This is a genomic window from Paenibacillus algorifonticola, from assembly GCF_050481745.1.
Taxonomy (GTDB): Bacteria; Bacillota; Bacilli; order Paenibacillales; family Paenibacillaceae; genus Pristimantibacillus; species Pristimantibacillus algorifonticola_A.
This window is the reverse complement of sequence record NZ_JBCNGR010000002.1, coordinates 94,440-107,904: the sequence shown is the minus strand read 5'-3', so window position 1 is coordinate 107,904 and position 13,465 is coordinate 94,440. Positions and strand designations below refer to the sequence as shown.

The 13,465-nt window shown below is 51.8% G+C and carries 13 protein-coding genes; 10 read left to right on the top strand and 3 right to left on the bottom strand.

Going from position 1 to position 13,465, the window contains the following annotated elements; genetic code table 11:
• Positions 1-44: 44 nt before the first annotated feature.
• Together ABEW34_RS00765 and ABEW34_RS00760 are read left to right on the top strand one after the other, a co-directional pair.
• Positions 45-533: a hypothetical protein gene (locus ABEW34_RS00765; RefSeq protein ID WP_430153995.1), complete on the top strand. Its 489-nt coding sequence runs from the start codon at positions 45-47 to the stop codon at positions 531-533.
• Between the two features lie 34 nt (positions 534-567).
• Entirely contained in the window at positions 568-1,908 is a 1,341-nt protein-coding gene (locus ABEW34_RS00760; protein WP_046228760.1) for a DRTGG domain-containing protein, read from the top strand.
• Positions 1,909-1,997: 89 nt separating this feature from the next.
• Here ABEW34_RS00760 and ABEW34_RS00755 read toward each other — a convergent pair whose 3' ends face one another.
• The 3 genes from ABEW34_RS00755 to ABEW34_RS00745 all read right to left on the bottom strand — a co-directional run bounded on the left by ABEW34_RS00755 (position 1,998) and on the right by ABEW34_RS00745 (position 3,255).
• Positions 1,998-2,294, bottom strand: a complete 297-nt coding sequence (locus ABEW34_RS00755; RefSeq protein ID WP_430153993.1) for a YtpI family protein — start codon at positions 2,292-2,294, stop codon at positions 1,998-2,000.
• Positions 2,295-2,409: 115 nt separating this feature from the next.
• The gene (locus ABEW34_RS00750; protein WP_430153991.1) at positions 2,410-2,925 is read right to left on the bottom strand and encodes a hypothetical protein; all 516 of its coding nucleotides are present in this window, start codon (positions 2,923-2,925) and stop codon (positions 2,410-2,412) included.
• A gap of 3 nt (positions 2,926-2,928) precedes the next feature.
• Positions 2,929-3,255 carry a YtrH family sporulation protein gene (locus tag ABEW34_RS00745; RefSeq protein ID WP_056040129.1) on the bottom strand — a complete coding sequence of 109 codons (327 nt, stop codon included), beginning with the start codon at positions 3,253-3,255 and terminating at the stop codon, positions 2,929-2,931.
• Between the two features lie 126 nt (positions 3,256-3,381).
• Here ABEW34_RS00745 and ABEW34_RS00740 point away from each other — a divergent pair, with 126 nt between their 5' ends.
• The 8 genes from ABEW34_RS00740 to ABEW34_RS00705 all read left to right on the top strand — a co-directional run bounded on the left by ABEW34_RS00740 (position 3,382) and on the right by ABEW34_RS00705 (position 13,417).
• Complete coding sequence (locus ABEW34_RS00740) at positions 3,382-7,044, top strand: DNA polymerase III subunit alpha (protein WP_430153989.1); 3,663 nt, start codon at positions 3,382-3,384, stop codon at positions 7,042-7,044.
• Between the two features lie 417 nt (positions 7,045-7,461).
• A complete protein-coding gene (locus tag ABEW34_RS00735) occupies positions 7,462-7,962 on the top strand; it encodes a phosphatidylglycerophosphatase A family protein (protein WP_081418968.1) in 501 nt (166 codons plus the stop codon).
• Positions 7,963-8,060: 98 nt separating this feature from the next.
• Positions 8,061-8,249: a hypothetical protein gene (locus ABEW34_RS00730; protein WP_046229439.1), complete on the top strand. Its 189-nt coding sequence runs from the start codon at positions 8,061-8,063 to the stop codon at positions 8,247-8,249.
• Positions 8,250-8,289: 40 nt separating this feature from the next.
• Entirely contained in the window at positions 8,290-9,162 is an 873-nt protein-coding gene (accD, locus tag ABEW34_RS00725) for an acetyl-CoA carboxylase, carboxyltransferase subunit beta (protein WP_099516502.1), read from the top strand.
• Positions 9,152-10,228, top strand: a complete 1,077-nt coding sequence (locus tag ABEW34_RS00720) for an acetyl-CoA carboxylase carboxyltransferase subunit alpha (RefSeq protein WP_430153987.1) — start codon at positions 9,152-9,154, stop codon at positions 10,226-10,228. Before accD ends, ABEW34_RS00720 begins: the two co-directional genes overlap by 11 nt.
• Positions 10,229-10,550: 322 nt before the next feature.
• Complete coding sequence (gene pyk, locus ABEW34_RS00715) at positions 10,551-12,305, top strand: pyruvate kinase (protein WP_430153985.1); 1,755 nt, start codon at positions 10,551-10,553, stop codon at positions 12,303-12,305.
• A gap of 193 nt (positions 12,306-12,498) precedes the next feature.
• Entirely contained in the window at positions 12,499-12,978 is a 480-nt protein-coding gene (locus tag ABEW34_RS00710; protein ID WP_430153983.1) for an acyl-CoA thioesterase, read from the top strand.
• Positions 12,979-13,024: 46 nt separating this feature from the next.
• Positions 13,025-13,417, top strand: a complete 393-nt coding sequence (locus ABEW34_RS00705) for an FxsA family protein (RefSeq protein ID WP_430153981.1) — start codon at positions 13,025-13,027, stop codon at positions 13,415-13,417.
• Positions 13,418-13,465: the final 48 nt, after the last annotated feature.

The following is a 13,465-nucleotide window of genomic DNA, read 5'->3' as shown; positions in this document are numbered from 1 at the left end:
ACTTCTTTTTACTTAAAAGGTTCTTTTTACAAGGGGATTGGGAGATGTTAGAAGAATTTGAGTTTTTCCGCAAAGTTCAGCTGTATTACCGTCAAGTGCGATTCCACGTGCGTTTGAGCTATACGATTTTTCATAAAAAAGAGAAGCTTCTGCTCGCGCATGGTATTTTGCGCTGCCGGGTGGAGCCCCATTCACAAATGGTGGAATATCGAATCAGCTTGGAATCGGAAGTGGCGTCGCGTCCTTATAGCGAGAAGGCCTCGATTTTATTTTCCACCATTTACGAGGAAATTCCGCAGCAATCGGTTAAGATGACGGATGTGCCTGCTTACCAATTGCGTTACTCGGTGCCGATTGTTTACGATTGGCAAGCTTTTATTATTGAAGGAATGAGTACAGCTTTAAGCAAAGGCGTATTGCAGCCTGTGTTCGATAAATATCGTTTTGTGGACAAGCGGGGCAATGAAATAGACGCGAAACTTAAGGTCGCCGCCGTTATGGTGGATTGGTATAATGAGAACATTAATAGTTAGCCAGCAGTGTTGAAAGCCAGAGGGAGGTACAGGTGTGTCTAAAGTCGGTTCCGGTTCAGAGACCAGCACCAAGCATGAGCTGATTCTTGCACATATTCAAGAGCTGAAGATCGGAACTAAAATCTCGGTCAGAGTGATTGCAAAAACGCTGGGAGTCAGTGAAGGAACAGCCTATAAAGCCATTAAAGAAGCGGAAGCAACCGGACTTGTCAGTACAAAGGAAAGAATTGGGACAGTGCGCATCGACCGTAAAAGAAAAGAAGCACTGGACCAGCTTACGTTTGGCGAAGTAGCGGAAATTGTAGAAGGCCAGCTGTTTGGTGGCGCATCTGGCCTTGAAAAAACGCTGCATAAGTTCGTTATCGGCGCTATGGAGCTCGATGCTATGCTGCGTTATATCGATGAAGATAGCCTGCTTATTGTCGGCAACCGGATCGGTGCGCATAAGCGGGCGCTAGAGCAAGGAGCAGGTGTGCTCATTACAGGCGGCTTCGAGACGAGCGAAGAGGTTAAAGCGCTTGCGGATGAGAAGGGGCTGCCTATTCTATCTTCGCGATATGACACGTTTACCGTTGCGTCCATGATCAACCGCGCTATGTACGACCGTCTCATTAAGCGAAAAGTGATGCTGATTGAAGATTTGGTTACGTTCAGCAGACCAGCCGATGTGCTGCATCCCGGAGACACGGCAGGCAGCTTCAAGGAGCTGCGGCGCAGAACAGGCTATTCTCGTTTTCCCGTGGTGGATGACCGTGGCAAAGTCATTGGCATGATGACGGCAAAGGATGCCTCCGGCGCACTGGATGAGCAGACCGTCGATAAGCTGATGACCCGCCATCCGATTACGGCTGCGCCTAATATTACCGTTACATCCGCTGCGCATACGATGGCGGCGGAAGGGATTGATTTGCTGCCTATCGTTGATCGGCATCGCAAGCTGCTTGGTGTCATTAGCCGCCAGCAGGTGATTGATGCGCTCCGGTTTGCGGGCAAACAGCCAGAATCGGGCGAAACATTCGATGATTTAATGTGGTCTAGATTTATGGCTAGCGAAGATGCAGCAGGCGAGTTTGTTTATAAAGGGGTCGTAACGCCGCAAATGTCAGGCTCGCTTGGCATGATATCGGAAGGCGTGCTCGTTACGCTTATGACGCAGGCTGGCAGGAGAATGATTCGCGAGACGGGGAAACGCGATTATTTGCTCGAAAGCATGACGACTTATTTTGTGAAGCCGGTTGAAATGGACAGTGAAATAACGATTATACCGCGGGCAATGGAGATGAGCCGCAAGTCAACAAAGCTCGAAATTGAAGTGAGGGATCGCAATGGGCTGGCAGCGAAAGCGATGATGTCAGCCCAAATGATTGATCCTTAGACATAGAGCAGCCAAGGCGGCCGCTCTGAAGAAGGCAAGCGGAGAATGGAGCTAAGCTATATTAGCGCAGCGTTCGCCGCTCCCCTTCATTAGCGACGCGTCGTGCGCAGCATACTGAGATTGCGTAGGCCAGCGAAAAGATTGAATAGGCCAATGACCATGAATAGCGTGCCAATAACGATGCGCACGGTGGATTCATTGGACAAAAACAGCTGAACGCCGGCAATAAATATGAGCATGACGCCCATGCTTATATTCATTCTGGCCCCGTACAGCATACGCATTGCTCCATCGGTGGCCCTGCGGGATCTGTAACTGAAAATAACCGTCAGCAGCAAGGTGAGGAAGATGACGGGGGCAAATAAATATTGCATCAGTGAATCCATTAGTTTTAAAGCAGCTCCTTTGCAAGCGGAATGATAGTGCTCTATTCCACATTTCTGCTGCTATTGTAGCATGAATACCTTCCAAAACAGAAGCTGTGCAGCGCATGTCTTTACGCTAGCTCGGTCCGCGATCATGCAGGCGGACTTTAACCCACAGCTGCAGCACATTATCGACGACAAGCATCGTTTTGACCTCGACCTCGTAATCCTTCTCCAGTACCTCGTTGTAAACTCTCTTGCTCAGCAGCTTTCTTGCAAACTGCGCATTGGAATCAATCTCGTAAATGCTTTGACCGATAAATACGGAAAGATCGGCTTTGATCCGCCGAATCAGCTCGGCCTCTGTCATTTTGTCCAGCTGCGGACGGCCTGCATTTTGCCCGGCTTCCAGCTCGATTCTCGGCAAAACGCTCTTGATCACCGTGTGCTGATGCTTGAACTCTTTAAGATTGCTAATGTCCTGCTCATATTGCTCCAATCGAATTTCGAGCTCGCTTTTGAGACTGACAAGTGCCTCAAATTGTGCTTGGTAGAGGGAGTTGTAAACGACCGCGCCGACAACCATGCCGAGCAGAAGCATGCCAAACATTTGCAGCCCTTTAATATATTTGTCAAACGGTGGCAGCCGCATCGCTTAGCCCGTCCCTTTGCAAATGAGCCTGACTAGCTCCGTACCCATATGAGCCCCTAGAAAAGCAGCGATAATATAGCCAACCTGCTGTGCCGCCGGGGACAGATGCCCCTCCATAATGTTGCTTTCTATGACGCGCATCGGATCAATGGAGCCGCCTACTGCAGCTACTATAGCCCAGATTTTTAAATTTGCCGCTGTATTGACCATCATGGAGGTGGGAGGCATCAGTAGAAATACCGATCCAATGCCAGCGAGCATTGATCCGCCTAATACGACGCCAAAGGCAATAAAGAAATCGAGCCCTGCCTTCATCAAAAAATAATTCACTTCGCTCACCAGCTCTCTTCGCCAAGTGGAGCCCGTCCGGCCCCTATTATCATTGTATGGGCGGTGCCTTGGTGATTATGATAAAATAGACAAATAGAGATGGAACACCTGAGGGGGCGAGGCGCAATGACCGCTAAAGAGTCGCCATTTGTGCATTTGCACGTTCATAGTGAATATAGCTTGCTTGATGGCGCGGCACGGATTCGTGATTTGGCAGCCCGCGCTGCGGAGCTTGGGATGAAGGCGCTGGCGCTTACGGACCATGGCGTCATGTATGGAGCGATTCCGTTCATCCGTGCCTGCCAGCAGCATGGTATTAAGCCGATTGTAGGCTGTGAGATGTATATGACCGCAAGCTCGCGGTTTGAGAAGGGCTCGCGCAAGGAAAACCCGATCTATCATTTAATTTTGCTTGCCAAAAATGAAACAGGCTATCGAAACCTCATGAAGCTGAGCTCGATTGCCCATTTGGAAGGCTTTCATTATCGTCCGCGCGTCGATCCGGAAATGCTGGCTAAGCATGCGGAAGGCATCGTCTGCCTGAGCGCCTGCCTTGGAGGCGAAGTTTCGCAGCATTTGCTGCATGACAAGCCCGATGAAGCGCGCAAGGCAGCGGAACGGTACCGGGATATTTTCGGCGATGATTTTTATTTGGAGCTTCAGGATCATCATTTGCTGGAGCAGAAAAAAGTGAATGCAGCGATGATTGAGCTGGCGCGGGAAACCGGCATTCAGCTGGCGGTTACGAACGATGTTCATTATATGACTGCGGCTGACGCGGAAATGCAGGATGTGCTCATTTGCATTGGGACAGGCAAATCGGTCGATGACGAGGACCGTATGAAAATGCAGACGGACCAAATGTATTTAAAGAGCGGGGAAGAGATGGCGGCCCTATTCCGCCATGTGCCGCAGGCTATTGCAAATACGGCAGCCATCGCGGATAAATGTACGCTTGAGCTGGCTTTCGGACGGGCGCCGCTTCCGGTATTTCATCCCGTGCCAGAGGGAGCAAGCTCAGCAGGATATTTGCAGCAGCTATGCAGCGAGGGGCTGCTTGCGAGATACAGCCTGCTGCCGGAGTGGACGCAGGAGCCGGACTTCCGCCGGCAGGCTGAGGAGCGGCTAGCTTATGAGCTGTCTGTCATTGAAAAAATGGGCTTTAGCGATTATTTTCTAATCGTCTGGGATTTTATCCGGTTTGCCCATGAGCAGGACATTCGTACAGGCCCGGGACGGGGCTCTTCAGCCGGCTCTTTAGTTGCTTATACATTGCGGATCACCGACGTAGATCCGCTGAAATACAAGCTGCTCTTTGAGCGTTTTCTGAATCCGGAGCGTATATCAATGCCTGATATTGATATCGACTTTAATGATGAACGACGGGATGAAGTCATTGCCTATGTATCCCAAAAATACGGCGAAGGGCATGTTGCCCAAATTATTACGTTCGGCACTATGGCGGCGAAAGCGGCGGTCCGCGATGTAGGACGCGCCATGAATGTGCCGTTCGCCGAGGTGGATCGCGCGGCGAAGCTCATTCCGCGCCAGCTCGGCATTACGCTTGCCGAGGCGCTGCGGTCGACTGAAGGGCTGCGCGAGGCGGCGGAGCGCTTGCCGAAGACGGCGGCGATGCTGGATATGGCGATTAAGGTAGAGGGCATGCCGCGCCATGCTTCGACACATGCGGCGGGAGTTGTCATTGCCAGCGAGCCGCTGACGGAATATGTGCCGCTGCAAGCGGGCGGCGAAGGGGCTATTTTAACCCAATATTCGATGGAGCATCTGGAAGCGATTGGGCTGCTCAAGATGGACTTTCTGGGACTTCGCACCCTTTCGATTTTGGAGCGGACGCTGAATTGGGTGAAGGAGCAGTACGGTGAGACGATTGATTTTCGCATGATTCCCGACAACGACCCGGAAACGTATGCGATGCTCGGCCGCGGCGAGACGACGGGCATTTTCCAACTGGAGTCTTCCGGCGTTCGTCGCGTGCTGCGGGACTTGAAGGCATCGGAGTTCGAAGATATCGTATCGGTCCTTGCTTTGTATCGGCCTGGTCCGATGGAATTTATTCCAAAATATATTCAAGGCAAGCATGGCGAGGTAGAGGTGGAGTATCCTCATCCGTCCCTTGAGCCGATTCTATCCGATACGTATGGCATTATCGTGTACCAAGAGCAAATTATGCAGATTGCCTCCAGCATGGCAGGCTTCTCGCTAGGCGAAGCCGATTTGCTGCGCCGTGCCGTTTCGAAGAAAAAGCGCGAGGTGCTGGATGAGCAGCGGGAGCATTTTGTGAAGGGCAGCGTGGCGCAGGGCTACAGCGAGGACGAGGCGAATCTCGTTTACGATATGATCGTGCGTTTTGCAGACTATGGGTTCCCGCGGGCGCATGCGGCCGCTTACGGTGTACTGGCTTTTCAGACGGCATGGCTGAAGGCGCATTATCCAGTTCCATTTATGGCTTCGATGCTGGCGTCCGTGAATGGCAACCAGCGGAAAACGGCGGAATACGTCGATGAATGCCGCCGAATGGGCATTCAGGTGCTGCCGCCCGATGTCAACGAGAGCGGCGTGACGTTCACGCCGGTTGAAGGAGCGGTGCGTTTTGGGCTGGCGACGGTGAAAAATGTCGGTACGCAGGCGATTGAAGCGCTGCGAAAGGAGCGGGCGGGCAAACCGTTTGAAAGCTTGCTCGACCTGTGCCGCCGCGTTGATTTGCGCGTCGTGAACAAGCGCGTGCTGGAGTCGCTCATCCAGGCTGGCGCCTTTGACTCGCTGCCTGGACACCGGGCGCAATTGCTCGGTGCGCTGGAGGAGACGGTCGAAGCGGCGGTGAAATGGCGCAAGGAGCGCGCCGAGCTGCAGATCGAGCTGTTCGGCTTCGACGAGGTGCAGAACTGGGATGTGGAGCTGCCGGACATCAGGCCATTTTCAACATCCGAGCAGTTGGAGTTTGAACGCGAGCTGCTAGGCATGTATTTGTCGGGGCACCCGCTCGACGCCGTAGAGGAGCAGCTTGCACCGCTCGGGCTCGACCGTCTGTTCGAGCTGGCAGATAGCGCGGAAGGTGCGCCGGCGGTAGCGGCGGTGCACATTGTGTCGCTGAAGCCGTTCACGAACAAGAAGGGCAATGCAATGGGGTTTCTGGAGCTGGAGGACCGCATCCTCCGCGTCGAAGCCGTTGTGTTCCCGGCAGTGTGGAAACGCTGCGCGGACAAGCTGGAAAAGGGAGGCCTCGCCATTGTGCAGGCGACCGTTCAGCATCAGGATGAGGAGTTTAAGCTCATCCTGGAGGATGTTGTGCCGCTTGCAGGCGGAGCTGCTGCGGCAGGGGCGCCGCTCGCAGAGCAGGCGCAGCGCTTGCAACGGCAAGCGCAAGCCCGCGCCGCGAGAGGCGCGTGGCCCGGCCCCGGACAGGCGAAGCCGTCCGGGCAGGGCAAGGGCGGGGCGGCAGCGCCAGCCGCCCCGGCGGGCCGCGGGCCCGGCACTGCTGCTGCAGGCGCAGCGCAGCAGTTGCCGCCGCGGGCACCGCGGCAGGAACCCGCTGGGCGAAAGCGCCAGCGGGTTTACATCAAGCTCGCAGCCGCGCGCGAGCAGCTTGCCGCGCTGGAGCGGCTCAAGCAGCTGCTGGCCGAGCACCCCGGCCAACTGGACACCGTTCTGTTCTACGAGCGTGAACAGAAGCTGATCGCCCTTAGCGACAGCTACCGCGTCAAGCCGTCGCCGGAGTTGTTCGGCGAGATTGAGCAGCTGTTCGGCGAAGGTGCTGTCGTCGTCAAATAGGAGCGAGCAGTATACGGCGCTAGCATAAATGACAGGAGTTCATAGACAGGCAGGCAGGCAGGACTCCTACAAAGGTTAGACTGTTTGTTTTTACTAAAAAATCGCGAAGCATAAACTTGGCGGAGCGAGCTCTCATAGGGCTGGCCTTAGCTGTCTACAGCGGAGGCCAGCCCTATTTTCAAGCCAATGCTGCCCATTTCTCTTATTTCGTCCTCTCCGCAAGCGAATTCAAAATGATGCACATATCTTCCGTTATCCGCATACATTTAGGGATACAAGCGGAGAAATGCGGGAGGCCAGCTGCTTGCGGGCCGGGGATACAGCTTCCGTGAAAGGCAGCAACGTTATTAGGGCCCCGATAGCCGCATTGCCGCTGCTTACGCTGCATAACAGCGTACAAGCATGGGAGGGATGGACATGGCTTCGACATCCAAGATTGAAGCGTGGCTGGGCAAGCGCGGAGTGAAGGTCGACGATATTGCAGAGATTGTGTATACGCTGCAGCGTCCTTACAATGCGAGCTTATGCATGAAGGAATGCGAGGACAGCGTCCGGGCTGTACTGGGCAAGCGCGAGGTGCAGTATGTGCTTTATACGGGCATCGCTTTAGACGAGCTGGCGGAGCGCAAGTTATTGCCTGAACCGCTGCAGGCGATTATGGAAAATGACGAGTCGCTGTATGGGGTGGATGAGACGCTGGCGCTTGGCATTACGAATGTGTACGGGATGATCGGCTTGACGAGTTTTGGTTATTTGGATAAAGTGAAGCCTGGCATTATTAATCAGCTTAATATAAAAGGGCGGCATATCCATGTGTTCCTCGATGATCTCGTTGCGGGACTTGCGGCGGCCGCATCGGCAAGAATAGCACATCAGGACCCGAAAGCGCAGCAATACCATTTGCCCGATTCCCCATGATTATGATACTATTATAAGATCATATGACCTGTTAACGGGACTTAGCTATGTTTAACATGTAAACTTTGCCCGTAGCAAAGTTTTCAGGAGGTACCATAATGTGGACGGTCATTTATATCGCGCCAACAGCAAAAATCGCAGAGAATATCAAGAAACGGCTTACGGAAGAAGGATTTCTCGTGAAGATCCGTCCAGTCAATCTGTCTAAACAGCAATTTGAAATATTGGTGCCGTCGGGTGAGCTGGAGGAAGTTCAAGAAGTGTTTAACTCCTTGTTTCAGCCGTAACGGATTCCCTTATTCGATTGCGCCTTGAGAGGTGTCATACGTGCAAATAAAGGACTTGTTTACGAAGAAGAAATACGCGACAGTACCTTCGGAGCGCCCTAAACGCGACATTCCAGAAGGACTGATGAATAAGTGTACGCGGTGCGGAACGATTCAATACAGCAAAGAGCTGGAGAAGAATCTGAAGGTCTGCTCCTCCTGTGGCTATCACTTCCGCCTTTCGGCTTGGGAGCGCATTGCCATGACGCTTGATGAAGGACAGCTGACGGAATACGATACCGACCTTGTATCGGAAGATCCGCTTGGTTTCCCAGGTTATGCGAGCAAGCTGGAGCAGCAACTGGCTAAGAACCCGAACTTGCGTGAAGCAGTTGTTACCGGCGAAGGAACTATCGGCGGTCTTCCTGTCGTTGTCGCTGTCATGAGCTTTGACTTTTTCAGCGGCAGCATGGGCTCGGTCGTAGGTGAAAAGATAACGCGGGCTGTAGAAGCGGCGCTTGACAAGCGCCTGCCGCTTATTATTTTCTCGACATCAGGTGGCGCACGCATGCAGGAAAGCATTCTGAGCCTTATGCAAATGGCGAAAACAAGCGCAGCGCTCTCCAAGCTTCATGAGGCGGGCGGCTTGTTTATCTCGGTATTCACCGATCCAACGATGGGTGGCGTCTCGGCGAGCTTCGCAAGTCTTGGCGACTACAATTTGGCCGAGCCTGGAGCATTAGTAGGCTTTGCAGGCCGCATTGTAATCGAGCAGACGATTCGTCAGAAGCTGCCGGACAACTTCCAGACGGCGGAATTCAATTTGCAGCATGGCCAGCTTGATATGGTTGTACACCGTAACGACATGAAGCATATGCTGACCAAACTGCTTGATATGCATACCGCAGGGGAGGGATTGTCTAATGGCGGGTGAGCTTCCGTTCGAGAAACCGCTCAGTGATTTAAGGGAAAAAATAAAAACGCTGGAAACGCTCGCAGCGGGCAATGGCATGGATTTTTCCGAGGAAATTGCCCGGCTTGAGGAGCGCTGCAAGCAGCTGGAACAGGAAATGTACCAGGAGCTGACCCCTGCGCAAAAAATGCATGTAGCGCGCCATCATCAGCGTCCGACGACGCTGGATTTCATTCAGGCGGTATTTACCGATTTCATCGAGCTGCATGGCGACCGCCTGTTTGCCGATGATTTGGCTATCGTAGGCGGACTTGCCAAGCTGAACGGCGTACCGGTAACGGTTGTCGGACACCAGCGCGGCAAGGATACGCGCGATAACATCGCCCGTTTCTTCGGAAGTCCCCACCCGGAAGGTTTCCGCAAGGCGCTGCGCTTCATGCAGCAAGCCAATAAATTTAATCGCCCGATTATTACTTTTATTGATACGAAAGGCGCTTATCCTGGCAATACTGCTGAGGAACGTGGCCAATCGGAAGCAATTGCCCGAAACTTGCGGGAAATGGCTGGTTTCGGCGTGCCGATCATATGCGTCGTTATTGGCGAAGGCGGCAGCGGCGGTGCGCTTGCGCTTGGCGTAGGCAACCGGGTGCTGATGCTGGAAAATGCAATCTATTCTGCGATTTCTCCCAATGGAGCAGCCTCGATTCTCTGGAAGGATGCATCGAAAGCTGATCTGGCCGCAGAAGCAATGAAGATTACAGCCAAGGATTTACTCGCGTTTGAAGTCATTGAGGACATTGTAGAGGAGCCGCAGGGCGGTGCGCATCGTGATCTTGCTTTTACAGCAGAGCACCTGAAGACCAAGCTGTGGAGCCATTTGCAGGAGCTTCGGGCCATGACGCCGGAAGAGCTGAAAGAGGACCGCTACAGCAAATTCCGCAAAATCGGCAAGTTCCAGATTGCCCAGCAGACGCTGGCAGAAGAGCAGCAAGCCGCCGAGCTGGCAGACAAGCCTTCCGAGGCAGCGGCAGCAGGCGGAGAACCAAGCACGGAGAAAGCAGCGCAGCCGGAATCGGCGCAGGTATAGTTTACAAATATTTTATACTGTACAAGCTGCCCGTAATCGTGTAATTTAAGTTGTGGTCAAGGTGAAACGGCTGTCGCCATACTTTGGCGGCGCGGCGCGTTTCAGTCCGAGAAATAGAGAGAAAGTATGGCGAAATGATATACTTTCCTATATTTCAAGGTGAAACGGCTTTCGCCCGTCCTATGGCGGCACAGCGCGTTTCAGTTCGAGAAATATAAGCCTATTTATATGTGAACAACTTATAAATTCTTATATTTTTAAAAGAAGATTAACTAGCAAGGCCTACCATTCAAGCAGGCAATATAACGGAGGAAAACTAAACATGCGTAAAACAAAGATTGTATGTACAATCGGACCATCCAGCGAATCACTTGAAAACACGAAGAAACTTATTCAAGCGGGCATGAACGTTGCTCGTCTGAACTTCTCCCATGGCGATTTTGAAGAGCACGGTAACCGTATCAAGAATATTCGTCAAGCAAATATCGAACTCGGCAAAACAACAGCCATTCTCCTTGATACGAAAGGTCCGGAAATTCGTCTGGGCAAATTGAAAGAAGAGCCAATTGAACTGGTGCAAGGCGAGAAAATCGCTTTGACAACAGAAGAAATTCTTGGCGATGTGACGCGCATTCCAATTACGTATACGGATCTGCCTAACGACGTTTCGGTTGGATCGACCATTTTGATCGATGATGGCCTCATTGGCTTGACGGTTGAAGATGTGCAAGGAACGGAAATCATTTGCCGCATCGTCAACAGCGGTCAAATTAAAAGCAAGAAGGGCGTTAACGTACCAGGCGTTAACATCTCGCTCCCAGGTATTACAGAGAAAGACGCGAATGACATCGTCTTCGGCATTGAGCAAGGCGTAGATTTCATCGCGGCTTCCTTCGTGCGTAAAGCAAGCGATGTTTTGGAAATTCGCGAGCTTTTGGAGCGCCACAATGCGGGCCATATCCAAATTATTTCTAAAATTGAGAACCAGCAAGGTGTAGACAACCTTGATGAAATTTTGGAAGTTTCCGACGGCCTGATGGTTGCCCGTGGCGACCTTGGCGTTGAAATTCCGGCAGAAGAAGTACCGCTCGTACAAAAATCGATGATTCAAAAATGTAACCGCGCTGGCAAGCCCGTTATTACAGCAACACAAATGCTGGATTCGATGCAGCGCAACCCGCGTCCGACTCGTGCTGAGGCGAGTGACGTAGCGAATGCGATTTTCGACGGTACAGATGCGATCATGCTTTCCGGCGAAACTGCTGCTGGCAAATATCCTGTTGAATCGGTACAAACGATGGCCCGTATCGCTGAGCGTGCAGAATCGGCTCTTGAATACCGTGAAATTTTCACGAAACAAGCGAATGCACAGCAAACAAGCGTAACGGAAGCGATCTCCCAAGCGGTAGCTAATTCCGCATTTGACCTGAAAGCGAAAGCGATCGTTACTTCGACGCAAAGCGGCTTCACTTCCCGTATGGTATCCAAATACCGTCCGAAAGCGCCGATCATTGCGGTAACGACAGAAGAGACGGTTATGCGTCGCCTGGCACTTGTATGGGGCGTTATTCCGGTTAAAGGCTCATTCGTTGATTCTACAGACGGTTTGTTCGAAAATGCAGTAACAGGCGCACTCAGCACTGGCTTGCTTGCTCTTGGCGATACTATCGTTATTACTGCTGGAGTGCCTGTAGGCCGCTCTGGAACAACAAACCTGATCAAAATTCACCACATTGGCGAGCTTCTGGCAAATGGACAAGGTATTGGCAGCCAAACAGCTACCGGTAAAGTTGTCGTTGCCCGTACTCCTGAGGAAGCCATTGCAAAAACAACACAAGGTTCGATTCTTGTAACCGTATCGACGGATAAAGAATATATGCCTGCATTCGAGAAAGCGGCTGCTGTTGTAACGGAGCAAGGCGGCATTACTAGCCATGCAGCTGTTTGCGGCATCAACCTCGGAATTCCAGTTATTCTGGGCATTTCTAATGCTACAACTATTTTGGAAGATGGCATGGAAGTTACGCTTTACGGCGAAACAGGCGTTATTTACTCCGGCCAATCCAAGTCTGTATAGTTTTTCAAAATATAGGAAAGTATATGATTTCGTCATACACTCTCTATATTTCTCGGATTGAAACGCCGCGCCGCCAGAGAATGGCTTTCGGTCGTTTCACCTTAATTGCATATTCTCTGCTCGTATAGACAGAGCAACAACAAGCGATGGTGAATTTCACCGTCGCTTTTGTTGAACTTAAAGGGAGGTTTATATGATGAGCAGCCTGTTGTCTGGATGGTTCGCGCATCCGCTGCGCGTCCGTTATCAGGAAACGGATCAAATGGGGGTCGTGTTTCATACGAACTATTTGAACTGGTTTGAAATTGGGCGTACCGAGCTGATACGATCAGCAGGCTTTGACTACAAATCCATTGAACAAAGCGGCATGCTGCTGCCTGTCATCGATTTGCATTGCCATTATGCATTGCCGGCGCGATACGATGACACGCTGCTTATTTGTACACGCATATCGGACTTCACCTCCGTGCGCTTAGCCTTCGAATCTGAAATTCGTAAAGTGGATGAGGCGTCGTTTAAACCCGCTTTTTACGAGCTGCAGGAAAGCCTTCCGGGGGAGCGGCTCGTTACGGGAGGAACGAAGCATGTATGGGTGAATAAGGAGTGGCGACCCATGCGTTTGGACAAAGGGCTTCCTGCGCTGTATGATTTAATAAGGCAGATAATAAGCTAAAGGATGACGGCTGCTGCCTGCATAAAGTGGACGGGAGGAATTTGTAATGAAAAAGTGGATAATCGCAGCATTAATCATATTGCCTTTGATTGAGTTTTGGGGCATCGTACAAGCAAGCAGCTGGCTCGGCGGCTGGCAGACGTTTGGACTCATTGTTCTGTTCAGTATGGCGGGTGCGTATTTAACGCTGGCGGAAGGACGCAAGGTGTGGACAGAGGCGCAGCTTCAACTGCAGCAGGGTCAAATACCTGGGCGCAAGCTGCTTGAAGGCTTATGTGTGCTGGCAGGCGGCTTGCTGCTGCTGATTCCCGGATTTTTCACCGATCTGATCGGAATTACCTTTCTGCTGCCGTTTACTCGTTCCTTTTATCAGCAAGTTATGCTGCACTGGCTGGAGAAACGGATACGCGGAGGATCTTTTTCTATACGCAAGTTCTAAGATGTTTACATTAGCTTTACAAATTAATAATATGACACGAATAGTTGT